Raw genomic sequence first — 23332 nt, 5'->3', positions numbered from 1 at the left:
TTCGAACCCTCCTTTTTTTATCGGCTATTATCAAAATTTATTTTGATACAGCCCCATGTAATAAAATATTAAATTTTATACAAAAAATATTATAGCAAAAATTATTGTTACAATTAGCCCAATGGATACAGGTAATAAATTTTTGCGGGCCAAATCAAAAGGGGAAACATCACAAATTGCAGCTACTGGGATTAGTGCCCATGGTATTAATGTTCCGCCACCAATCCAAATTGTACATATTTGTCCTATTGATGCTAAGGCAGAAACATTTATAGTCATTGATTGCGAGAAGAGCATTGCAGATGAACCTACTAAGGATAGACCAGAAAAACCAGATCCATCAAGGCCAGTAAGTATACCTACACCAGAAACTGTTGCTGTTGCAATTGTTTTATTTAATGGTACTGAATTAGCAAGTGCAATTCCAAGATCGTTAATAATACCATTAGAATTTGGAGGCAATATAGTCCCTATAATTGATTCAAAGCCACTTCCACCAAGATAGAAAAAAGTTGCTACAGGGATAACGGCACCAAATACTTTAAAAGCAAATTGAAAACCATCAACAATATATGGAGTTATTTGTTTCATACTATTAAATTTATAGTTTCCAAGAAAAATTATAATTAACAAAAATAAAGTGGTACCACCAACTAAAGCAGTTGCATCTCCTCCAGTTAAAGAAAATACTATCATTAATATGATATCTAAAAGATATCCAGCAAAAACTAATAAAGCATATAAGTTTTTTTGTTTTTTAGATAACTTGACGATATTTGAAGCAGGTTTATTAGAGTCCTGTGTTATTTGCTCAGAATAACTTTGAGAAACAGTATTTTTTTTGATATCTCTCAAAACTATAAAAAAGGCAATTACTGTGGTGGTAATTCCCATTACTATTTCTAGGGGAATAAGAGTAGAATTAAGAGAGCTAATACTTATATTAGCAGCGTTAGCAGTTAATTTAGATGCTCCTTGAATTATAATATCGCTTGATAATGCTATTCCATGTCCAAATAAATTCATAGCCATTGCAGCAGATAGTTTTGGTAATCCAACTTTTTTTGCAACTGGAATTAAAACTGCACCGATTAATGCAACTGCAGGAGAAGGCCAGAAAAACCAAGAAATAATCATCATTGTTATTCCGATAACCCAATAAGCTATATATTTATTTTTTATTAGTTTTGATAATGGTGCGACTAAGGCTTCGTTTATGCCAGTTACAGATAATAATTTACTAAAAGCAGTAATGATAGATATTATTAAAATAATAGGCAATAATTCTGTTATAGCATATAAGAAACCATTAAATACTGAAATTATTGATAATGGTATAGATTTACTGCTATACAGAGCAATTGATAAAACACCAAGGACACAAATTATAGTTATATCCTTTTTCCTGAAAATAGATATTAATATTAAAACTGTAAAAAATATATAAATAAAATGTATAGTTGATAAAGTCATATAATCTACCTAGATTTATTGTTATATTACAAGATATGAGTTTTTTCTATTGTATGTGATTTTAAATAGTAAATATAAGTTATAATCAATTGAAATATTATTAAGTAATAGTATAAAATAATTATATGTGAAAATTATATAATCACAATATTTAGATATTATTATAGTTTAATACAATTAATAAGTAAAATTTTACAAAAGGTATACAAGTTATTACTGTAAAAGATGATAATATATAATTATAAAAAGCTTAAAGTAAGAAAGAACTAGGAGGATAAAAATGAATATTTGTATTATAGGTGCGGGAAATATAGGAACATATTTAGCTGCATATATCTCAATGAAACATGAAAATAAGGTTTGGTTACATACTTCGAAACCAGAAGCGTTTAATGAAACTATTGCTTTAGTTGAAGAGGAAAAAAATATAACACATCATATAAATTTACATTGTATAACAAATAGTTATGAAGAGGCTGTTAATGATGCCGATTATATATTAATTACATATCCTTCTTTTATGATGGAAAAGACAATAGAATCAATACTGCCATATTTAAAAGAAGGTGCTGTTGTTGGTGCAATTCCAGGTTTTGGTGGAAAAGAGTATTTAATAGATAAACTTTTAGATAAAGGATGCATATTCTTTGGATCTCAAAGAGTACCTTCTATTATTAGACTTGAAAAGTATGGAGAAAGTGTTGTATTAAAGCAAAAAAATCCATTTATGAAAATTAGAAGTATACCAGGAGAATATTCTGAAAAGGTTGCTAAGGATATGAGTAGTTTCATAGATATTCCTTGTATTCCATTAAATTCATATTTAGCAATAACATTATCACCTTCTAACCCTACTATGCATCCTTCAAGATTATATGAATTATTCTATGATTATGTTGAAGGAGAACATGTATATGAAAGAAATCCATATTTTTATGAGGAGTGGGGAACTTTAGCATCTACAGAATTATTAAAGTTAGATGAGGAGTTAGAAGAAATTTTCAATGCATTTAATGAAAATGGTGATTTTGATCCTAGTGATATTGAAAAAATAAAAACAAGATATAATATAAATACTCCAGAAGAATTAAGTGAAAAGATAAATACAGCACCTGGGTTTATAGGAATTGATTCGCCTATGGTTAAAATAGAAGGTGGATATATTCCAGATAAATCTTCAAGGTATTTTATTGAAGATATAAAATTTGGTTTATGTATTTTAAAAGCATTTGCAGAGATATTAAATGTTGATACACCAGAAATAGATAAAATAGCAACATGGGGCCAAAAGTTCTTAGAAAAAGAATATATAGTAGATGGTAAACTAAATGGAAAAGATATTGACGAATTAATAATACCACAAAATATGGGGATTAATACTAAGGAGAAGTTAATTAATTACTATAAGGGACTATAATAATTATTTATATTATAACTCTATTAAGTATTAATGTAGTTATAAGTTTGATATAATTTAATTATGGTATATCAATGATGGGTAATGGGAGGAAAAAGTATGGATGAGATTTTTGAACAATTAATTGAATGTGATAAGGGAAAGGGAATGGTTAAGCTATTACAAGGATTAGCTATGGTATTAGTAGTATTGTCAGCTTTCTTTTTATTATCATCATTAGTTATTGCAATTGTTATGTTATTATTAGCAGTAGGATCTTTTATTTTAAGTTATTTATGTTATGTTGAATATGAGTATGAATTATATAATAAAAGTATTACTATAACTAAAATTTATAATGAAAGTAAAAGAAAAGTAGTTGCTAACATTTCAATGGAAGATGTAAGAAAAGTTTATGAAAGTAATAATAATACTAATAATAAAAATAAAGTTTCTTATTATAACTCTAAAGTTAATGGATTAAGCATTTTTACATTTGAAATGAATGATAATAGAATAATAGAGTTAGCTTTAAATGAAAAGTTAAAAAGAAGAATTTCTACAGTTTTTGCATTGAAAATAGTAAGACAATTTTAGTAGATGATTTAAACTTCTATATATTAATTTAATATAGAGTAATATATAAAAGTTTTTTTATTATTAATTTATAAATAAGAATACATAGCGGAATAATAATAACATAACAAAATTATAAGAGGTGTATTTTTATGAATAATGAAAATGATATTAACAATAAAAATAGTGAAGGTTTAATTGATGGAGTTATAATTTGTGAAGAGGAAGAGCAAAAATTAATTCATGGAGATAACCCTAAAGTAAAGAGAGGAATAGAAAATATATTTAATTTTCCAAACTTAAATTAATAGTTATAAAATAATTACCTACTTTAATTTATATTAAGTAGGTAATTATTTTTATATTAAATTGCTTCATCAAGTTCAACTACATCTGAATAAAAGGTTTCTTCGTTAAATTCACCTTCTTGCTTTGCAACGATAGTAGTACAAATTGCATCTCCTGTAACATTAACAGCAGTTCTTGTCATATCAAGAATTCTATCAATTCCCATGATTATTCCTATACCTTCTACAGGAAGTCCTACTGAATTAAGAACCATTGATAATGTAATAAGTCCAACACCTGGTACACCTGCAGTTCCTATAGAAGCTAGTGTGGCTGTTAATATAACTGTAAGATAAGCATTTAAACCTAGTTCAATTCCAAAAGCTTGAGAAATAAAAACAACTGCTACACCTTGCATTATTGCAGTACCATCCATATTTATGGTAGCACCTAATGGAACTGTAAAAGATGATATCTTTTCAGAAACACCCATTTCATTATCAAGAGTTTCGATGCTAAGAGGGATTGTTGCATTAGAAGATGATGTTGAAAAAGCAAAACTCATTACAGGGAAGAACTTTTTCAAGAATGTTAAAGGATTTAATTTTGTAAATACTTTTAACATTGCCATATAAGTTATTAAGCATTGCATCACTAATGCTAACATTACTGCAAATATATATTTTAGCATTGGAGTAAATGCACTCCAACCAATATTAGAGAATGTTGTAGCTATTAAACAAAATACTCCAAGTGGAGCAGCCTTCATCACTATCATAGTCATTTTCATCATTATTTCGTTGAATTCACTAAAGAAATTTGCAACTGTTTTAGCCTTTTCATTAAGCATAGCAAGTATGATTCCAACTAGAATTGAAAAAAATATAATTTGCAACATATTCCCATTTGCTAAAGCCGAAATAGGATTTGTTGGAATTATATCTAAAAGAACATCTGATACTGAAGTTGCTTCACTTACGGTAGTTTCAGCAATTTCAATATTGCTCATATCCAATCCAATTCCAGGATTAATTAATTTACCTACACCGATTGCTAAACTAATTGCAATAGCAGTTGTAAAAAGATAAAAAACTATAGTTTTTACACCGACACGACCTAATTTTTTAGTATCACCTATAGCCATACTTCCACAAACTAAAGAACAAAATACTAAAGGTACAACTAGCATTTGCATTGCCCTTAAGAATCCTTTTCCTACCACTTTAAAAATACCGTTAATAAGTATATCATCTCTTATTGTTCCAGCTGGAACTAATCCATAAAGAATTATGCCGCAAATTGCCCCTAGTATTAGTCCAATAAAAATTTTTGTTGTTAATCCTAATTTTTTTTTCATATTAGCCCCCTATTTTTAGAAAAAATGAATGATTTTTTTTGAAAACTTGCATTTTTAATAAATTTTACCATATAAAATAAAATCATACAATATGAAATTGTAAGGGAAATAGGATTTTTTAGAAAAAAGATTAAAAGGTTTTAATAATATATGAATAAAATTAAATTTAACTTTCATTTTACTGAATATATAGCTAAAGAATAAATGTATAAATTTTTATAAATGGTTAAAGATAAAAAATGGTGATGTTTATGTTTAATTTAATTTATGTAGTATTAGGAATTTACTTAATCAAAATTATAAGTATAAGAATGGTAATAGAGTATAAAAAAATAGGAGGAAAAGAGAGAAGAGAATTATTTAGTTTTAGGAAGATTATTATAGGTAAAATAAAAAATGTCTTTAGTGAAGGAAACAATATATTTATTTATAGAGATAGTAAAAATAATAATAAAGAAGTTAATGATATACATATTGAAGAAGAGTGGAACCTAAAACGTCAAGATGCATTAGAAAAGGCAAAATATAAATGTGAAGAATGTGGAAATATAGCTAATTTGGAGGTTTATGAAAATAATTTTAATAGTAGCAGTAATGAATTGATTGTGTTATGTAAAAAATGCTATGAAAAGAATATTGAGGGAGTAAAGTTACATTATGAATGAAGAGCTATAGCCATATTTAAGGGCTATAGCTCTAATAATTATTTGCTAAAAAGCTCATAATTAATTTTAGAATTATCAACTCCAAGTTCAACTAAAATGCTTTCTACAGCCTTCATGAAAACAGGAGGGCCACAAAGATAAAAATCTGAATCTAAGTTAACATTGTCTTTTAAATAATTCTTATTAACATATCCAGTATAGTTATAATCTATTCCTTCTTTATCACTATCCAATGGATTTGAATAAAATACAGTGTTTTTAATATCTCTAATTTTAGCAATAGATTCTATATCATTCTTAAATGGGTGTAAACTAGAGTTTTGAACTGCTTGAATAAAGTGAATATTATTTCTAGATGAAGATTCTTCATAAAGCATGGCTAAAAGAGGGGTAACACCTATTCCGCCGGAAATTAAAACAATATCATTCTTTTTATTTTTTACAGTAAAGACACCCATAGGAATCATAGCTTCAATAGAATCGCCTATATTAAGATTTTCATGTAAATAAGTACTAATTAGACCACCATCAATTTTTTTTACACTAATTCTATAAGTATCATCATTAGGAAACATTGAAAGGCTATATGTTCTCATTATATCTTTATATTTAGGATTATCAGTTTTGATTTTAAAAGGTAAAAATTGTCCAGCCTTTGGTTTAACAAGCTTACCTCCATCTTTTGATTTAAAATAAAAAGAAACAATTGAAGGACAGACTTCAACCTTATCAACTAAAGTTAATTCTCTAAAGTCACTCCAAGACCCATTAATAATATTATTCATAAAAATCCTCCTATAAATCAAATTATTATTTAATAATAATTATTATCTAATAAAAACAAAAACAAGTCAATATATAATAAGTATATTTTTCTAGAATATATAAATGAGAAAATAGTTTTTATAATAAAAAATTTATTTATAGTTTAATATTAACTTTAAGATTTCTAGTTAGTTTTTAGGGGGATTTAAGATTACATACACTAATAGAGGGTATAAAAATAGACAATAATAAATTAATATATTAATATAAAATTTAAGAATTATTATAAATATATGATATGGAGGTATAAAAAAGGGCAAAAATAGATTTTAAAAAATGCATTGACCTTAGAGTTACTCTAAGGTTTATTATTTTTAAAGAAAGGAAGTGAGTAGTATGGATTTATCATTAGGAAAAGAAAATATAGGTAAGTTATTTGTGAAGTATTCAATACCATCAGTTATAGCTATGATAGTATTTTCAATATATATAGTTGTAGATGGAATATTTGTTGGAAATGTAGTAGGTTCTAAGGGATTATCAGCAGTTAATATAGCAATGCCCTTCTTTGGTATTGCAATGGCTATAGGAATCATGGTTGCTATAGGGGGAGGAACTATCACTAGTATAGAGCTTGGAAAAGGTAATAGAGATGAAGCAAGAAAGACTTTTAGTTTAGCTTTTTATTCATTAATTATTATAACATTAACGTTATCAGTATTTACTGTTATTTTTTCATCAACTATAGCAAGAATTCTAGGAGCTAATGATGATTTAGTACCTTTAGTTGTAGAATATTTAGTATCATTATGTTTATTTTTAGCTACGTTTGTGGGAAGTTCATATTTAAGTAATGGACTTAGAGTTATGGGGAAACCAAATCATGCTATGGTAGCTGACATTATTAGTTCAGTACTAAACATAGTATTAGATTATATATTTATAGTAAAGATGAATCTAGGTTTAGCAGGAGCAGGTTTTGCATCAGGAATTGCCTTTACAGTTGGTTTTTTATTTGCATTAACTCAATATCTAAAAAGAGATTCTATACTGAAGTTCTGTAAAGTTAAATTTGATTTAAAAAAAATAGTTAGGATATTTTATAATGGATCATCAGAGGGTATAACACAATTTGCAGTTGCTTTTTCAACATATATATTTAATATTGTATTAATGGTTAGGATTGGTGAAATGGGGGTATCTGCTTTTTCAATTATTCTTTATATAGCATCGCTAGTAACAGCTGTATTTTCGGGAATATGCAATGGAATCAGTCCTATAATTAGCTTTAATTATGGAGCAAATAATAATGAAAGAATAGGTAAGATTTTAAAGTTAGCTATATTAACTATAAGTATCATTGGAGTATTTAGTGCTATTATTATGGTATTTGGTGGAGAAACACTTATTGCAATGTTTGTTGATGGAGATAGTGAATTAGTTAAAATTACTACTGAAGCTACTAATTTATATTCTATAGCTTTTGTTTTTAATGGATTAAATATTTTAGCATCAGCTTATTTCACAGCACTTGAAAACGCAAGGACTTCCGCTATCATTTCAGTGTTAAGAGGTGTAATTTTAATAATTGTATTTATAATTACTTTACCTATGATTTTAGGTGATATAGGTATATGGTTAACTGTACCTATTAGTGAATTAGTGACTGTTATTATAGCTATCAATTATATGAAAAAAACTAATAAAAATGTTGTTATATAATATTTTTATTAGATAATCAATAGGAGGGGAAATATAAATTCTTAATTAGATATGATTTTAGATTTAGTAAATAAATAATTTTTTAAATTGAAAATAGGTCTAATGTAGTTAATTACGGTTAATAAAGACTTATAGAATAAGATAAAAGTAATATATAAAGAAAAATGGTACCACAGTTAAAGAAAAATAGCTTTGCTGTGGTGCTTTTTTATTTTTCATATAATTAATAAAATAAAGTAAAGATTAAAAAGCAGGAGTGATATTGATGAAAATTGGTGTAATAATGGGTGGAGTATCATCAGAAAGAGAAGTAAGTTTAAAATCAGGTGAGCAAGTAATAAAAAATTTAAATAAAGATAAATATGAAGAAATAATTCCTATAATAATAAATTCAAAGCAAGAGGTTATAGAAAAAGTAAAAGGAATTGATTTTGCTTTTATTGCTTTGCATGGTAAATTTGGAGAAGATGGAACAATCCAAGGTGTTTTTGAAACTATGGGAATACCGTATAGTGGATGTAAAGTGTTACCAAGTGCTATATGTATGAACAAAGGGTTAACTAAAACTTTAGTAAAATCTGTTGGGATTGATACTGCAAAATGGATTATAGTTAGATCAGCTGAGGAAATAGATTATGAAAAAATAAAGGAGTTACAGTATCCTGTATTTATTAAACCTAATAAAGGAGGTTCAAGTGTTGCTACCTTCTTTGTTAGAAGTGAAGATGAAGTAGAAATGGCAGTAAGAGAAGGATTAAAGTATGATACTGAAGTAATGATAGAAGAGTATATAAATGGAGAGGAGATAACTTCATTTATATTAAATGGAGAAGTTTTTCCTACAGTTATGATTAAATCACAAAAGGGAGAATTCTTTGATTATAAATCTAAATATGAGGAAAATGGAGCAAAAGAGGAAGTAGTTTTATTAGAAGAAAAGCTACAAGAGAAAATTAATAATATATCAAAAAATGTTTGGGATAGTTTAGGTTGCAATAGCTATGTACGAATTGATATGATAATAAGAGATGAAGTACCTTATTTACTAGAAGTAAATACCTTGCCAGGAATGACAACACAAAGTCTTATTCCTAAAAGTGCAAAGGTGCGAGGATTAGAATTTAGTGATCTATTAGATGAAATAATAGAGTATTCACTACTTTAGGAGTTGTAAGATAATGATATTTTCTAAAATTGACTTTAATGATGAAGAGCCGTTATATGTGCAAATAGAAAATTATATAAAGAGCATGATTGCTAGTAATCTTCTTGTTTCAAATGGAAAGCTCCCTGCTACCAGGGAGCTTTCTAAATTACTTGGGGTTAGTAGAAACTCTGTAATAACTGCATATGAAAACCTTGAAGAAGAAGGCGTCTTATATACAGTAAAAGGAAGAGGAACCTTTGTTTCAGAGGTTAAATCGGTAAATGAAGATGGATGGAAAGTTTCTTGGAATCAGCGAGCTAATGATTATGGAAAACTTGCAGAAAAATTGGATATTGTAAAAAGTGAAATACCATGGGAAAAGAATTTAATATCTTTTAAAAGTATATCACCTGATGGTGAGTTATTTGATATGGAGGAGTTTAAAAAAGCATTTTTAAATAGAATTTCAATAGAAGGACATAAAATATTAAATTATGGATATGCAAAGGGCTATAAGCCTCTTATTGAATATCTTTTAAAGTATATGAAGGCAAAGGGAGTAGATGCAACAGGGAAAGATATTATAATTACTAATGGATTTACAGAAGGACTTGAAATGCTTCTAACTGCCTATACAAATAGAGGAGATAAAATTATTTGTGAAAATCCAACTCATAATACAGCTATTAAAATTATGAAAGTTCATGGATTAGATGTTATAGGGGTTTCGATGAATGAAGATGGAATAGATACTAATGAGTTGGAAGAAAAGTTAAAATCTAATGATATAAAGTTTGGATATTTAATCCCTTCATATCATAATCCAACAGGAATTGTAATGAAGGGTGAAAAACGGTATTCCGTCTATAATTTGTTTAAGCGGTATAATGTTCCCATAATTGAAGATGGTTTTAATGAAGAACTTTTATATAATAGTGCTCATGTATCTCCAATGGCGGCTCTTGATAATGGTGGGAGTGGAGTTATATACATTGGGAGTTTTTCAAAAATACTATTTCCAGGAATAAGAGTAGGCTGGATTCTTGCAGATAAAAATGTTATTGATATATTGGAAAGTGTAAAAAGATGTAAAAATATTCATACATCATTTTTAGATCAAGGGATATTATATGAATATTTACGTTCAGGGGCATTTGAAAGGCAAATTAAAAAAGTAAGAAAAGTATATAAGGAAAAATATGAGGTTGCAGTAGAATATATTAATAAATATATTAAGTCCACATTTATATGGGGTGAAGGTGGATTGCATATTTATATTGGAATAGAAGGGGTAGATTCTAGAAGGCTTTTAGATGAGTGTCATAAAAGGGGAGTTATATTTACCCCTGGAGATATATTTTCAGTTGATTATAGTTGCAAAAATACTTTAAGGTTAGGGCTTTCTAGATTATCAATTAATGATATAAAAGAAGGAATTAAGATTATTGGAGAAGTAAGTAAAGAATTGAGAAAATAATTTATTATTGAATCTTAAAATTTGTTTTGCAAAAGTATAATAAAGATGATATTCTATTTAATTGTGAAATAAGACGTTAGGGGGAGATGAGTGGATGAAAAACAATATGACGAATGATATGACTAAAGGTAATCCAGTAAAGTTAATTCTACTATTTTCAATACCTTTATTAATAGGAAATGTATTCCAACAGTTTTATAGTATGGTTGATACTATAATAGTTGGTAGATTTGTTGGAGTAGATGCATTAGCAGCTGTTGGAGCAACTAGTTCAATGGTATTTTTAGTTAATGGATTTGCAACTGGATTATCTAGTGGGTTTGCAGTATTAGTTTCTCAGAGATTTGGAGCTAAAGATGAAAAGGGATTACGTAAAGCAGTTGCTAGTGCTGTTACATTAACTGTAATTTCAGTAGTGGTAATTACAATAGTTAGCTTATTAGGAGCTATGCCTTTATTAAGATTAATGAATACACCTGAAAACATTATAGGTGATGCGTATTTATATATAAAAATAATTTATGCTGGAGTTGTAGCAACTGTTGCATATAACCTAATTGCAAGTATATTAAGAGCATTAGGTGATAGTAAAACACCATTATATTTCTTAATAGTTTCTTCAGTATTAAATGTAATTTTAGATTTAGTATTTATAATTAACTTTAATATGGGGGTTGCAGGTGCTGCCTATGCAACAATTATTTCTCAAGGTGTATCAGCAATACTTTGCTTAATATATACATATAAGAGATTTACTATTTTAAGACTTAAGAAAGAAGATTTTAAAGTTAAGAAAAGATATTATCATAAGCATTTAAAAATAGGAATTCCAATGGCACTTCAATTTTCAATAACTGCAATTGGAATAATGACAGTGCAATCTGCATTAAATGTATTTGGATCTACTATTATTGCATCATATACTGCAGCTTCAAAAGCACTTCAGCTTGTAATGCAGCCAGCAATTACTTTTGGTGTAACTATGGCTACATATTGTGGTCAAAATCTTGGCGCTAAGAAGTATGATCGTATAAAAGAAGGTGTTAAGGCATGTACTAAAATCTCTATAGTGACTAGTCTTATTTCTGCAGCAGTATTAATATTCCTTGGTAAATATTTTGTTATGATGTTTATAAATAATCCAGATGCAGAAATATTAAGCTATGCTCAACAAGTACTTAATATATCAGCAATATTCTTTATACCTCTTGGATTAATATTTATATATAGAAATGCACTTCAAGGAATAGGTGATTCATTTGTTCCAATGATGGCAGGAGCATATGAGCTTATTGCAAGAGCAGTAGTAGCATTTACATTACCAAGATATATAGAGTTTTTAGGAATATGCTTAGCAGATCCAGTAGCTTGGTTTGCAGCGGCAATTCCATTAGGTATAACATATTTTAAAAGAATAAATCATTTGTTAAAGCATGGAAGTATAAAAGTTTAATATATAGTTTTAAAAATGTTACAAGACTTTTTGTGTTGTAACATTTTTTTTATTGATTATTACATATTATTATCAGTGAGTGTTTAATAAATATAAATTTAGCTAAAAGAGTTATTAAGAAAAGGAATAATTTACATAAATAATTAACTCAGATAAAAGATATAAAAGTGTAGCAATGTCTATGTTTTTGGCGTATTATGAAGCATTAGATAACTTTTGAGAGGAAAAGAAAATTGAGTACATTGAGATCGACATCTAATTTAAATGATATATTAAATGACTTAAATTCTGATGAGTTAGAAGAACTTTGTGAAAATTATTGTGGTAATAATAGTGATACAGAAGGAACAAATGAATTTTTAGCTTGTCAATTATTAAATTTACTACAGTGTTACGGACAACGATTTATGAATTTAGTATTATTCCTAATATTTTTATATGCTTGGAATAATCAAATGACTAATTGCTATTTTATGAATTCAAATTGTCAACTAACAAATGCAATAAGTGATTTATTAGAAAATTGTTTGGAAAATAATTGTAACAGCAAAAGGTAGTAAAAAAGAATAACAGAAATGTTATTCTTTTTTACTGAGGAATAATACATAGTAATATAAAATGTAGTTAACAAAAGATTTTGAATAATAATTTGAAATATTAGTGTAATTTATACTTAGGATTTTCATTTCTTTTATTAAAAATTTCGTATAGAGTTATAATCGAGTAAATCATTAAATATTATTTCGGCTCCAGTTAAATAATCATAGTCAGAATTGGAGTCAGAAGATTTAAGCAGTGACCAAGTGGCATTATAAAATTTGACTATGAAAAGATAATCTAATAATTTTTCATAATGTTTTTCATTAGATTCATTAAAGTAAAGTTCTAATAATTTTTTTCTAGATTCTTCATTTAAGAACCAAGATATTGTTGCTAAGTCAAAAAATACATCACCCATAGAAGAGTATTCATAATCTACAAAATGCAAATTATCATCAGTCAAAATAATATTTGAAGCATTTAAGTCATTATGACAAAGTCCTATTAAAGGATTTTTACTAAGTTTAACTTCTAAAAATTTCAAATAATCTAAAAGTGCATTTATAGATTTAGGCAAGGGTAGCTTTAAATCTTTACATAGCTCTATTCTTTTTCTTATATGATTAAAAGGATTAAAATATTTTTGGCATTTTAAATTATGAAAACTATTTAAAGAAACAGAAAGTTTATACAGAAATTTAGTTGAAGAAAAATCATTTAAGGAGGGCATAGTACCATTAATCCAAGTGCTAATCATATTTCCTGTTTTAGTAGAAAAATAATATAAATGTGGCGCTAAATTTATGTTTATAGCTTTATTTATTATTGATAATTCATTTTCCCTATCAGTATGTAAATAATTATGTGTGCAAATTTTTACAAAATAATAATTATTATTATAAGAAATTTTATAGTTTTCGCTACTAAGACCACCTATTTTTTCTATAGATGATATGTTTAATTTATTCCACTTTACTTCATTTTGTAAAAAATTAATTACAGTAGTGTTCATATTGTTCTCCTAAATGAAAGTTGCTTTATATATCATTGTTGACATTTAAACAAATTATAAAGTATTATAACAAAAAAAGAGGATATTTTAAATAAATAATTGGGGTGAAATCATGATAGATGAAAAATTAATCTTGAAAAAAGTTATTAATGGTATAAAAGGATTAAATAATGAGGTTATGGAAGAAGCTAAAGTAAGAGTTGATTCACTTGCAAAACCTTTAGGAAGTTTAGGAAAATTGGAAGACATTGCAATAAAGCTTGCTGGGATTACAGGTAAGGTAAAAAACTCCATCAATAAAAAATGTATTATTATAATGTCATCAGATAATGGGGTTGTAGAGGAAGGAGTTGCTTCAGCACCTCAAAGTGTAACACTGGCACAAACAATTAACTTTTCAAGGGGACTAACAGGTGTTGCTGTACTTGCTAAAGAAAATAATTGTGATTTAAAAGTTGTTGATATAGGAGTAAATACAGATAGGAACATTCCAGGAGCTATAGATAGAAAAATAAGAAAAGGAACTTACAACATAGTTAAAGGACAAGCTATGAGCTATGAAGAATGTATAAGAGCAATAAATATAGGAATTGAAATGGCAGGGAAAGCTTATGAAGAGGGATATAACATATTAGGTGTTGGAGAAATGGGCATAGGAAATACAACAACAAGTAGTTCTATCCTTGTAAGTTTATCTGGATGTAGTATCGAAGAAGCTGTTGGCAAGGGTGCAGGAATAACTAAAGAAGCTTTTGAAAAGAAAAAATGGGTAGTATCAGAAGCCATTAAAGTCAATAATCCAGATAAAAAAGATCCTATTGATGTACTTTCTAAAGTTGGAGGATTTGATATAGCTGGAATGGTAGGAGTGTTTTTAGGAGCTGCATATTATAAAATTCCTATAGTTATAGATGGATTTATATCAGTGGTGGCTGCATTAGCAGCAGTAAGGATGAACCCATTAGTTAGAGAGTATTTAATAACATCACACTGCTCTAAAGAAATAGGTTATAATATTGCTATGAAAGAATTAGACTTAGAGCCTATGCTCAATTTAGATATGAGATTAGGAGAAGGTAGCGGATGTCCTATAGCATTTTCAGTAATTGAATTTAGTTGTGCAATGATGAACAATATGGCAACATTTGATGAAGCCGAAATAAATGATGATTATTTAGAGGAAGTTAGAGGGGAAGAAAACTATATAGTTTAGGAGATAAGATGATTGTTTTAGTAGTTGGTGGAGCTAAAAGTGGAAAATCAATGTTTGCGCAAAATTTAGCTAAGTTATTAAATGAAAGTTTAAAAAGTCCTATAAAGACTCAGTTAGATAGAGTTATAGAAAGAGAATTTGGAAAATTATATTATGTTGCAACGATGAATCCATACGACTTAGAAGATTTAAAAAGGATAGAAAATCATTTAAGAGAAAGAGAAGGGTATGGATTTAATACAATAGAAGAAACATTAAATATGAGTAAAGTTTCAAAGATTATAGGAGCAGAAGATACTGTTTTAATAGATAGTATAACATCTCTTATTACAAATTCTATGTTTAAGGGGAAAGAGTTTTATAAAGATGTTAGTGAGGAGATTTTGGCTGGAGTATTAGAAATTATTAATAATTCTAAAAATATAGTTATAGTATCAGATTATTTATTTAGTGATAGTATTGAATATGATTGTTATACAGAAAGTTTCAGAAAAGAAATAGGAATTATAAATAGAAAATTAGCAAAGATAGCTGATACAGTAGTTGAATGTTCTTATGGAAATATAATTTATCATAAGGGTAAAGAAATATAATGCAGTCATAGACGAATCCAAAGGAGGAAAAATGAAAAAATATTTTAAGGGATTTTTAATGGCAATAAGCATGTTTACTATTATTCCATTACCTAGATATGAATGGGATGATGAAGGTGGAAAAAATATAATGAAGTTTTATCCTATAATAGGGTTAATTGTAGGTGTTATTTGGTATGGAGTTTTTAGAATACTAAATTTATTAGGGGCTAGCACTATGGTAACTACTGCAGTTACGTTAATAACACCATTTGTTTTAACTGGAATGCTTCATTTAGACGGATATATGGATGTTTGTGATGCACTTCTTTCTAGAAGGGATAAGCAGGAGAAGTTAAGAATATTAAAGGATCCTCATACTGGGGCGTTTGCAGTTATATCTGTAATTATGTTATTTATAGTAAACTTTTCTACACTTTATACAGTAATAAGCAATAATATTAATGAAAGCACTATTAATAATCTTAATAGTAGTTCTGTAGGATTAATTTTAATACCTATTATATCAAGAAGTTTAATGGGATATTTATTATTATCAAAAGAATCAATGAAAGGAAGTTCGTTAGGAGCATTTTTCAAACAAGGGACTGGAAAAGTAGATAAGATTATATTGTTATTAGGCTTAATAATAGCAAGTGTAATTTCAGTAGTTATTTTTGGAATATATGGATTAATAATTAGCTTAGGAATGATTTTAATAAGTACTTTTTTAGTTAATAATGCAGCTAAAGAATTTGATGGAATGTCTGGAGATAGTGCTGGATATGGGCTTGTTATTGCAGAAGCTATTGGAGTTTTAGTTTTAAGTTTTATTTAATATTAGATATTCATAATAAAACAAATTTAGTTCTAAGGAGAAAAACATGATATTAGTTTTTGGTGGAGCATATAACGGGAAAAAAGATTTTATCAAAGAAAAGTTTAATATTGATGAAGAGAATATATTTTACTGTAATGATGATAAAATAGATTTTTCTAAAAAAGTTATTTGCGGAATTCATAAATTTACATATAATAATACATTGAAAAATAAAAGTTCACTTGAATATATAAAAGAAAATATAAATTTATTTAAAGATAAAATAATAATTTCTGACGAAATATCAAGTGGAATAGTTCCATTAAAAAAAGAAGATAGAATGTGGAGAGAAGAAACAGGAAGATGTCTTCAATATTTATCAAAAGAATCTTCCTGTGTATATAGAGTTTTTTGTGGTATACCAACAATAATTAAAAGTTAAGAATTAAGTTTATATACTAGATTTAGCCAACAAAAATTATTTGTTGGTTTTTCTTTTTTTAAAGATGGCCATACTGTAAGTAGTATAGTTGTAAGGCTGGAAATTTCACAGATAAAGTTAGAAATTGATTCAGCTAAAAATACACCATAAACTCCTAAGTTAAATAAATTAGGCAAAATTAGTGTAACTGGAATTACAATTATAACTTTACGAAGCAATGAGAAAAATATTGATTGCTTTGGACTTTTTAATGCAACGAAGGTTGCTTGTCATGCAAATTGTAATGCCATCATAAAAAATCCAAAGAAATATATGTTTAATGATGGTATACCCTTTGAAATCAATTCAGGATCACTGTTAAAAATATTAATAAAGAATTTAGAAATTAACTAAAATTTACTTATAGTAACAGTTAAAACAAAGGTAGTTAAATTAAATAATATAATAATTAACAAAAACTTAGTTGTGGAAAAGATTTAAAAATGATATTCTCGTAAGAGATAATTGTAAGGAGAAAAGATGGTATGAAAAAGCTAAAGGTTTATTTAATTAGGCATGGAAAAACAGAAGCTAATGAAAAGCATCTGTATTGTGGAAAGACGGATATATCATTAAGTGAAAGAGGAAAAAAAGAATTATATGATATTAAAAATACAGTAAAGTATCCAGAGTGTACTAGTCTTTTTAGTAGCGGAGCAAAAAGAGCAAATGAAACATTAGAAATTTTATATCCCCAAAAAACATATAGTGAAATTAATGAGTTTTGGGAATATAATTTTGGAGATTTTGAAATGAAAAGTTATGATATGCTTAAAGAAAATAAAGAATATATTAAGTGGATTACAGATAAAAGCGGACAAGTATTATGTCCTAATGGAGAAAGTAAGAGTCAATATAAAAAAAGAATAAAAGAAGTATTTAATCTGTTTATAGATATGTGTTATTTAGAAGGTATGAGGAAAGTAGTTTTAGTTTCGCATGGTGGTACAATAGGAACTATATTAGAAATATTTTATGATAGCAGTAAAAGTTTTTATGAGCATCAACCAGCATGTGGAAGAGGCTATGAAATTATTTTAGAAAAGGTAGATAATAATATTAAATTTAAAGAGATAAATAAAATTTAGTTATAGAAAGGTTAGAAAAATGATAGAAATAATATTAGGGTTTTTATTAGACTTAATAATAGGTGATCCACAAAATCCTATTCATCCAATTAGAATAATAGGAGCATTATGCAAGAAGGTGGAAGAATTCTTTAGAAACATATTAAAGACATACTTAAAAGTTGCAGGCTTATTAACTTGGATAGTAGTAATTTCAGTAGTATTTATATTTAATTATTTATTAATTAAAGTTACATATAACATTAGTCCAATTATATCAATGATACTAGGGGCTATAATGATTTATTTTTGTATATCAACAAAGGCACTTAAGGATGAGGGGTTAAAGGTTGTTAAATATGTTATTAAAGATGATATTGAAGGAGCAAGAAGGCAATTATCATATATAGTAGGGAGAGATACACAAAGCTTAGGAAAAGAAGAAATATTAAAGGCGGTTGTAGAAACTGTAGCTGAAAATATGTCTGATGGAGTTATAGCACCACTTTTTTATGCTGGGATAGGAGGAGCGCCATTAGCATTTTTATATAAGGCAGTAAATACTATGGACTCTATGTTTGGATATAAAAATGATAAGTATATTGAATTTGGATATTTTCCAGCAAAATTAGATGATGTATTTAATTATATTCCTGCAAGATTAAGTGGATATTTTATTGGAGTAGTATCTTTTATTTTAGGTTTAGATTATAAAAATAGTTTTAAAATTTATAAAAGGGATAAAAATAATCATAGTAGCCCGAATAGTGCACACCCAGAAGCAGCTGTAGCAGGTGCTTTAAATGTTCAGTTAGGTGGGGCAAACTATTATTTTGGAAAGCTTGTAGAAAAACCAACTATAGGTGATGATATAGAAAAAATAGATATCGATAAGGTTAATAATACAAATAATATATTATATGGTAGTTCTATATTAGGTTGCGTTATGGCAATAATTATAAATTGGGGTATAAGTATTATTTTTTAAGGAGGTATAGTTTTGGCTGTTCATGGTGGAAATACTGAAGAAATTGCAAGAAAATATAAATTAAATCCAAGTGAAATTATGGATTTTTCAGCTAATATAAACCCATTAGGCACAAATGAAAATATTAAAAAGGCCATGATAGATGCAATTGATAAAGTAGTTAAATATCCAGATATAACTTATTTTGATTTAAAGAATTCCATTGGAAAGTTTGAAGGAATAAATATAAGCAATATAACTTTAGGAAATGGTGCTGCAGAAGTAATATTTAATATAGTACGTGCTTTAAAGCCTAAAAAGGCATTGTTACCAGCACCAACTTTTTCAGAGTATGAAGAAGCAATTTTAAGTGTTGATGGAGAGATAGAATATTATAAATTAAAGGAATCTAATAATTTTAATTTAGATAAGGAGTTTATAGATAATATAAAAAATAATATAGATATAGTTTTTATTTGTAATCCTAATAATCCAACAGGAGTTTTAACTAGAGGTGAATTTATAAGAAAAGTATTAAATAAGGCATTGATTACAAATACAACAGTAGTTATTGATGAGTCTTTTTTAGACTTTGTTAAGGAAAATGAAGAATATTCAAGCAATAAATTATTAGTTGATTATGAAAATCTAATAATTGTAAAATCGTTAACTAAGTTTTTTGCAATTCCAGGAGCTAGAATAGGATATGGATTATGTACAAATAAGGAAACTATAAATCAATTAAATAAAGTTACTGTGCCTTGGAGTATAAATGTTATGGTAGCTGAAGGTATAACTAAGGGATTAAATGAAAAAGATTATATTAAAAAAAGTATAGAATATATAAAAGGTGAGAAAGAATACTTATATAGTGCTTTAAAAGAAATAAAATGTTTATATGTATTTGAGCCAAGTGTTAATTTTATAATGTTTAAATTATTAACCAATTTAGATTTAAAAAGCGAATTAATTAAAAGAAAAATACTAGTTAGAAGTTGTGATAATTATATAGGGCTAAATAATAGTTTTTATAGAGTTGCAGTAAGAACAAGAGAAGAAAATAATAAATTGATTTCTGAATTAAGGCAGATTTTATTTGACAAATAAAATACATAAAGATATAATCATTATGAATTTTAATGCGTAATAGGTGTTTTTTAAACTTAATAGGGAATTAGGTTAAAGTCCTAAACTACCCCAGTAACCGTAAAACTGACGAAATTCATGTATTACCACTGTATAAAAATACGGGAAGGTATGGAGAGTAGAATGAAGTTAAGTCGGGAGACCTGCCTACTATGATGATAATATTATCTTCTGAGGGTGAGATAATAGATACGAATAAAAGATAATAGAATTAATATGGATTTGTTTTTAGATTTTAAGTATTAGAAAATAAAGTTAATAAATTATTAATATTAAGTTTATTTTATGAATATTTATTGTTAATAAGTATTAAGACGTTATCAAAATTATTATGTATTTTAGAGCGCTCTCAAGATGAAAGCGCTCTTTTTAGTTAGAAAAAATTAATTGGATTAGAGTTAATATAAAAATATATATGAAAAATCTAACTAATATATTACTAACTAAATTACACCACTCTAAAGTATACATTTAGGAGGAATAGTAATGAAAAAAATCAAAAAAGTTTTATCATTAGCCCTTACATTTATGATGGCTATGATGATATTTGTAGGATGTTCAAGCAAGTCTACAACAATGAAAGATAGAGAAGGAAATGAGTTTAACGTTCCTAGTGAGATTAATAGTATTATTTCTACAGCACCATCTAATACTGAAATATTAGTAGAATTAGGTTTAGCAGATAAATTAGTGGCTGTAGATAAATATTCGGCTGATGTTGAAGGGATAAGTGAAGATTTACCTAAAATAGATTTTAGAAATCCAGATGCAGAAACGATAATTTCTTTAAATCCAGATATAGTTATAGCATCAGGGCATAACAAATCTGGAGATGAAGATCCATTTGCCTTAATAAAAGAAGCTGGTATTACAGTTGTATATATTCCAAGTAGTTATAGCATTGATGGAATATATGGTGATATAGAGTTTATTGCAAGCTTAACAGGTACAGAAAAAAAGAGTAAAGAAATAGTTGATTCTATGAAAGACGAAGTTTCTAAAATAAAATCAATTGGAGATACTATAGCAGATAAAAAGAATGTTTATTTTGAAATTGGAGCTGGAGCAGGGCTTAATACATTTGGACATGATACTTTCTTAAATGAGCTAATAGAAACAGTAGGAGCTACTAATATTTTTGGAGAAGAAAATTCATGGATAACAGTAACACCAGAAGCTGTTTTAGATGCTAATCCAGATGTTATTTTAGTAAATACTCCTGGAACTAATGAAGCAGGGTTAACTGCTGAGGAAGATGTAAAAAGCAGAGAAGGTTGGGACACAATAACTGCTGTGCAAAATGGAGATGTATATCAAATAGATAAAAATTCATCTTCAAGAGCATCACAAAATGTTATAAAAGCATTAAAGGAAATAGCAAAAGCTATTTATCCAGATGAATATAAAGACCTATAAAAATAAAATATTATTAATTTTATCAATTCCATTGGTATTATTAGCTATATGTATTGGAACTTCCTTAGGAAGTTCCAATATTAGCATATTGGATACTTTTTCTATAGTAGCTAATAAGATTTTTAGTGTCCCTTTGTTTGATGGAATTGAACCTAAGCAAGTATCTATAATATGGAATTTAAGATTACCAAGAGTTTTACTTGCATTTATGGTTGGTGGGTCCCTTGCTGCTAGTGGTGCAATAGTACAATCAGTTTTAAAAAATCAATTAGCATCACCATATACTTTAGGATTATCATCAGGTGCTTCATTAGGTGTAGGTATTATAATAGTAACAGGAATATCAATTCCGTTTTTGGGAAGATTAACTATGCCAGTAGTAGGGTTTGCTTGTAGTTTAATTACTATGATAATAGTACTAAAGTTTTCAGAAAAAGTAGATAAGGGAATGTCTAACACAACAATAATACTTGCAGGTATGGTATTATCCCTATTTTTTAGTGCAGCATTAACTACTATTTCAGCTTTAGCATCAGATAAAATGCAAAGCATAACTATGTGGTCTATGGGGTCATTTTCTATGAGAGGATGGAGTTATGTTAAAGCATGTGCACCATTTTTTGCTAGTGGGATTTTAGGTGTATCTTTTTATTTTAAAGAAATGGATGTGTTAACATTTGGAGAAGAAGCAGCAAAAACAATAGGAGTAGATACAAATAAGGTTAAAAGAAGGTTGTTTTTATTTGTTGCATTGCTTACAGGGAGTGCGGTTGCACTTAGTGGAACCATAGGCTTTATAGATTTAATTGCTCCACATGTTGTTAGGAAAATATTCGGATCAAAACATGCTTACGTTATACCGATGTCTGTTGTTTTTGGTGGATGTATGATGATAATGACAGATTTAGTAGCAAGAACTATTGTAGTTCCATCAGAATTACCAGTTGGCGCAATAACAGCATTAATTGGTGGACCATTTTTTGCTTATATATATTTTAAAAAGTCAAAGTAGGTGGTATTTTAATGCTAGAAGTTAATAAAGTTAGATGTGGATATGATAATAAAGAAATTGTTAAAGGGGTAAGTTTTAGTGTTGAGAGAGGAAAAAGTCTTTGCATAGTTGGACCTAATGGTTGTGGGAAAAGTACACTTTTAAAGTCAATAGCAAATTTATTAGAGTATAAAGGAAATATAACATTAGATTCTAAAGAAATAAGTAAATTAAATAGAAAAGATTTAGCAAAAAACGTTGCATTAATGTCACAAGCTAGTAACATATACTTTCCATATACAGTTTATGAAACAGTATCTTTAGGGAGATATGCTCATTTAAAAGGAGTATTTTCAAAGATAAATAAAGAGGATGAGGAAATAATTCTAAAAAGTATCGAAAATGTAGGTTTAATTGATATTAAGGATAAACTTATAAGTGAATTATCAGGAGGACAACTTCAAAGAGTATATTTAGCTAGGGCTTTTGCGCAAGATCCAGATATAATTCTTTTAGATGAACCTACAAATCATTTAGATTTAAAATGCCAAATAGAAATATTAGATTATTTAAACAAATGGACTAAGAAAAATAATAAAATTATTGTTGCGGTATTACATGATTTAAATTTAGTTCAAGCATTTGGTGAAAAAGTAGTAATGATGAATGATGGAGAAATTATAAGTTCAGGAAATCCTAAAGAGGTATTAACTGAAGAAAATCTGAAAAAAGTTTATGGAATTGATGTAAAAGGGTTTATGCTTGAGGTTTTAAAAAAGTGGAGGTAG

Annotated in this window: 23 protein-coding genes and 1 riboswitch; of the genes, 19 read left to right on the top strand and 4 right to left on the bottom strand. The window is 27.4% G+C overall.

Annotation, left to right across the window (positions count from 1 at the left end; translation table 11 throughout):
- Positions 1-75: 75 nt before the first annotated feature.
- On the bottom strand, positions 76-1473 hold the full coding sequence (locus I4V63_RS13355; RefSeq protein ID WP_196001741.1) for a TRAP transporter large permease subunit: 1398 nt from the start codon (positions 1471-1473) through the stop codon (positions 76-78).
- Between the two features lie 280 nt (positions 1474-1753).
- Here I4V63_RS13355 and I4V63_RS13350 point away from each other — a divergent pair, with 280 nt between their 5' ends.
- The 3 genes from I4V63_RS13350 to I4V63_RS13340 all read left to right on the top strand — a co-directional run bounded on the left by I4V63_RS13350 (position 1754) and on the right by I4V63_RS13340 (position 3753).
- Positions 1754-2890, top strand: coding sequence for an NAD/NADP octopine/nopaline dehydrogenase family protein (locus I4V63_RS13350; protein ID WP_196001740.1), 1137 nt, complete (start codon positions 1754-1756; stop codon positions 2888-2890).
- Positions 2891-2989: 99 nt separating this feature from the next.
- Positions 2990-3466: a hypothetical protein gene (locus tag I4V63_RS13345; RefSeq protein WP_196001739.1), complete on the top strand. Its 477-nt coding sequence runs from the start codon at positions 2990-2992 to the stop codon at positions 3464-3466.
- Positions 3467-3597: 131 nt separating this feature from the next.
- A complete protein-coding gene (locus I4V63_RS13340; protein ID WP_196001738.1) occupies positions 3598-3753 on the top strand; it encodes a hypothetical protein in 156 nt (51 codons plus the stop codon).
- Positions 3754-3809: 56 nt separating this feature from the next.
- Here the strand turns inward: I4V63_RS13340 and I4V63_RS13335 are convergent, their stop codons facing one another.
- Positions 3810-5090, bottom strand: a complete 1281-nt coding sequence (locus tag I4V63_RS13335) for a dicarboxylate/amino acid:cation symporter (RefSeq protein ID WP_196001737.1) — start codon at positions 5088-5090, stop codon at positions 3810-3812.
- A 251-nt stretch (positions 5091-5341) separates the two neighbouring features.
- Between I4V63_RS13335 and I4V63_RS13330 the strand changes: the two genes are divergently transcribed.
- On the top strand, positions 5342-5755 hold the full coding sequence (locus I4V63_RS13330) for a hypothetical protein (protein ID WP_196001736.1): 414 nt from the start codon (positions 5342-5344) through the stop codon (positions 5753-5755).
- A 38-nt stretch (positions 5756-5793) separates the two neighbouring features.
- On the opposite strand, the gene I4V63_RS13325 is transcribed toward I4V63_RS13330, so the two are convergent.
- A complete protein-coding gene (locus tag I4V63_RS13325) occupies positions 5794-6540 on the bottom strand; it encodes an FAD-binding oxidoreductase (protein ID WP_196001735.1) in 747 nt (248 codons plus the stop codon).
- Positions 6541-6916: 376 nt separating this feature from the next.
- On the opposite strand from I4V63_RS13325, the gene I4V63_RS13320 reads away from it, so the two are divergent.
- The 5 genes from I4V63_RS13320 (at position 6917) to I4V63_RS13300 (ending at position 12876) form a co-directional block, all read left to right on the top strand.
- Positions 6917-8242 carry an MATE family efflux transporter gene (locus I4V63_RS13320; RefSeq protein ID WP_196001734.1) on the top strand — a complete coding sequence of 442 codons (1326 nt, stop codon included), beginning with the start codon at positions 6917-6919 and terminating at the stop codon, positions 8240-8242.
- 265 nt (positions 8243-8507) lie between these two features.
- The gene (locus I4V63_RS13315) at positions 8508-9407 is read left to right on the top strand and encodes a D-alanine--D-alanine ligase (protein WP_196001733.1); all 900 of its coding nucleotides are present in this window, start codon (positions 8508-8510) and stop codon (positions 9405-9407) included.
- Between the two features lie 13 nt (positions 9408-9420).
- Positions 9421-10866 carry a PLP-dependent aminotransferase family protein gene (locus tag I4V63_RS13310; protein WP_196001732.1) on the top strand — a complete coding sequence of 482 codons (1446 nt, stop codon included), beginning with the start codon at positions 9421-9423 and terminating at the stop codon, positions 10864-10866.
- Positions 10867-10972: 106 nt separating this feature from the next.
- On the top strand, positions 10973-12319 hold the full coding sequence (locus I4V63_RS13305) for an MATE family efflux transporter (protein WP_196001742.1): 1347 nt from the start codon (positions 10973-10975) through the stop codon (positions 12317-12319).
- A gap of 233 nt (positions 12320-12552) precedes the next feature.
- The gene (locus I4V63_RS13300; RefSeq protein WP_196001731.1) at positions 12553-12876 is read left to right on the top strand and encodes a hypothetical protein; all 324 of its coding nucleotides are present in this window, start codon (positions 12553-12555) and stop codon (positions 12874-12876) included.
- 137 nt (positions 12877-13013) lie between these two features.
- Here I4V63_RS13300 and I4V63_RS13295 read toward each other — a convergent pair whose 3' ends face one another.
- Positions 13014-13871, bottom strand: a complete 858-nt coding sequence (locus I4V63_RS13295) for a choline kinase family protein (RefSeq protein ID WP_196001730.1) — start codon at positions 13869-13871, stop codon at positions 13014-13016.
- 112 nt (positions 13872-13983) lie between these two features.
- Between I4V63_RS13295 and cobT the strand changes: the two genes are divergently transcribed.
- From cobT to I4V63_RS13245, 10 genes are all read left to right on the top strand, one after another.
- On the top strand, positions 13984-15084 hold the full coding sequence (gene cobT, locus I4V63_RS13290) for a nicotinate-nucleotide--dimethylbenzimidazole phosphoribosyltransferase (protein WP_196001729.1): 1101 nt from the start codon (positions 13984-13986) through the stop codon (positions 15082-15084).
- 8 nt (positions 15085-15092) lie between these two features.
- Positions 15093-15677 carry a bifunctional adenosylcobinamide kinase/adenosylcobinamide-phosphate guanylyltransferase gene (locus I4V63_RS13285; RefSeq protein ID WP_196001728.1) on the top strand — a complete coding sequence of 195 codons (585 nt, stop codon included), beginning with the start codon at positions 15093-15095 and terminating at the stop codon, positions 15675-15677.
- Between the two features lie 31 nt (positions 15678-15708).
- Complete coding sequence (locus I4V63_RS13280; RefSeq protein ID WP_196001727.1) at positions 15709-16494, top strand: adenosylcobinamide-GDP ribazoletransferase; 786 nt, start codon at positions 15709-15711, stop codon at positions 16492-16494.
- Positions 16495-16540: 46 nt separating this feature from the next.
- Entirely contained in the window at positions 16541-16918 is a 378-nt protein-coding gene (locus I4V63_RS13275; protein WP_196001726.1) for a bifunctional adenosylcobinamide kinase/adenosylcobinamide-phosphate guanylyltransferase, read from the top strand.
- Positions 16919-17442: 524 nt separating this feature from the next.
- Positions 17443-18045, top strand: coding sequence for a histidine phosphatase family protein (locus tag I4V63_RS13270; protein WP_196001725.1), 603 nt, complete (start codon positions 17443-17445; stop codon positions 18043-18045).
- 19 nt (positions 18046-18064) lie between these two features.
- Positions 18065-19012 (top strand): adenosylcobinamide-phosphate synthase CbiB, encoded by a 948-nt coding sequence (gene cbiB / locus I4V63_RS13265; protein WP_196001724.1) that lies wholly within the window; start codon positions 18065-18067, stop codon positions 19010-19012.
- Positions 19013-19018: 6 nt separating this feature from the next.
- Positions 19019-20098, top strand: a complete 1080-nt coding sequence (gene cobD, locus I4V63_RS13260) for a threonine-phosphate decarboxylase CobD (RefSeq protein WP_347707736.1) — start codon at positions 19019-19021, stop codon at positions 20096-20098.
- Positions 20099-20122: 24 nt separating this feature from the next.
- A riboswitch (cobalamin riboswitch) is annotated at positions 20123-20303 on the top strand.
- Positions 20304-20623: 320 nt separating this feature from the next.
- A complete protein-coding gene (locus I4V63_RS13255) occupies positions 20624-21553 on the top strand; it encodes an ABC transporter substrate-binding protein (RefSeq protein ID WP_196001722.1) in 930 nt (309 codons plus the stop codon).
- Positions 21534-22565, top strand: a complete 1032-nt coding sequence (locus tag I4V63_RS13250) for an iron ABC transporter permease (RefSeq protein ID WP_196001721.1) — start codon at positions 21534-21536, stop codon at positions 22563-22565. Before I4V63_RS13255 ends, I4V63_RS13250 begins: the two co-directional genes overlap by 20 nt.
- 11 nt (positions 22566-22576) lie before the next feature.
- Complete coding sequence (locus I4V63_RS13245) at positions 22577-23332, top strand: ABC transporter ATP-binding protein (protein WP_196001720.1); 756 nt, start codon at positions 22577-22579, stop codon at positions 23330-23332.

It is taken from the genome of Clostridium sp. 1001271B_151109_B4, assembly GCF_015670405.1.
GTDB lineage: Bacteria > Bacillota > Clostridia > Clostridiales > Clostridiaceae > Clostridium.
The sequence above is the reverse complement of the archived record's forward strand: the minus strand, read 5'-3'. Positions and strand labels throughout refer to the sequence as shown.

Coding starts and splice junctions, on each gene's coding strand:
- I4V63_RS13255 (WP_196001722.1), top strand. CDS start 20,624: ATGAAAAAAATCAAAAAAGTTTTATCATTAGCCCTTACATTTATGATG.
- I4V63_RS13275 (WP_196001726.1), top strand. CDS start 16,541: ATGATATTAGTTTTTGGTGGAGCATATAACGGGAAAAAAGATTTTATC.
- I4V63_RS13330 (WP_196001736.1), top strand. CDS start 5,342: ATGTTTAATTTAATTTATGTAGTATTAGGAATTTACTTAATCAAAATT.
- I4V63_RS13355 (WP_196001741.1), bottom strand. CDS start 1,473: ATGACTTTATCAACTATACATTTTATTTATATATTTTTTACAGTTTTA.
- I4V63_RS13345 (WP_196001739.1), top strand. CDS start 2,990: ATGGATGAGATTTTTGAACAATTAATTGAATGTGATAAGGGAAAGGGA.
- I4V63_RS13285 (WP_196001728.1), top strand. CDS start 15,093: ATGATTGTTTTAGTAGTTGGTGGAGCTAAAAGTGGAAAATCAATGTTT.
- I4V63_RS13335 (WP_196001737.1), bottom strand. CDS start 5,090: ATGAAAAAAAAATTAGGATTAACAACAAAAATTTTTATTGGACTAATA.
- I4V63_RS13315 (WP_196001733.1), top strand. CDS start 8,508: ATGAAAATTGGTGTAATAATGGGTGGAGTATCATCAGAAAGAGAAGTA.
- I4V63_RS13325 (WP_196001735.1), bottom strand. CDS start 6,540: ATGAATAATATTATTAATGGGTCTTGGAGTGACTTTAGAGAATTAACT.
- I4V63_RS13310 (WP_196001732.1), top strand. CDS start 9,421: ATGATATTTTCTAAAATTGACTTTAATGATGAAGAGCCGTTATATGTG.
- I4V63_RS13350 (WP_196001740.1), top strand. CDS start 1,754: ATGAATATTTGTATTATAGGTGCGGGAAATATAGGAACATATTTAGCT.
- cobT (WP_196001729.1), top strand. CDS start 13,984: ATGATAGATGAAAAATTAATCTTGAAAAAAGTTATTAATGGTATAAAA.
- I4V63_RS13245 (WP_196001720.1), top strand. CDS start 22,577: ATGCTAGAAGTTAATAAAGTTAGATGTGGATATGATAATAAAGAAATT.
- I4V63_RS13320 (WP_196001734.1), top strand. CDS start 6,917: ATGGATTTATCATTAGGAAAAGAAAATATAGGTAAGTTATTTGTGAAG.
- I4V63_RS13250 (WP_196001721.1), top strand. CDS start 21,534: ATGAATATAAAGACCTATAAAAATAAAATATTATTAATTTTATCAATT.
- I4V63_RS13280 (WP_196001727.1), top strand. CDS start 15,709: ATGAAAAAATATTTTAAGGGATTTTTAATGGCAATAAGCATGTTTACT.
- I4V63_RS13340 (WP_196001738.1), top strand. CDS start 3,598: ATGAATAATGAAAATGATATTAACAATAAAAATAGTGAAGGTTTAATT.
- I4V63_RS13295 (WP_196001730.1), bottom strand. CDS start 13,871: ATGAACACTACTGTAATTAATTTTTTACAAAATGAAGTAAAGTGGAAT.
- I4V63_RS13305 (WP_196001742.1), top strand. CDS start 10,973: ATGACGAATGATATGACTAAAGGTAATCCAGTAAAGTTAATTCTACTA.
- I4V63_RS13270 (WP_196001725.1), top strand. CDS start 17,443: ATGAAAAAGCTAAAGGTTTATTTAATTAGGCATGGAAAAACAGAAGCT.
- cbiB (WP_196001724.1), top strand. CDS start 18,065: ATGATAGAAATAATATTAGGGTTTTTATTAGACTTAATAATAGGTGAT.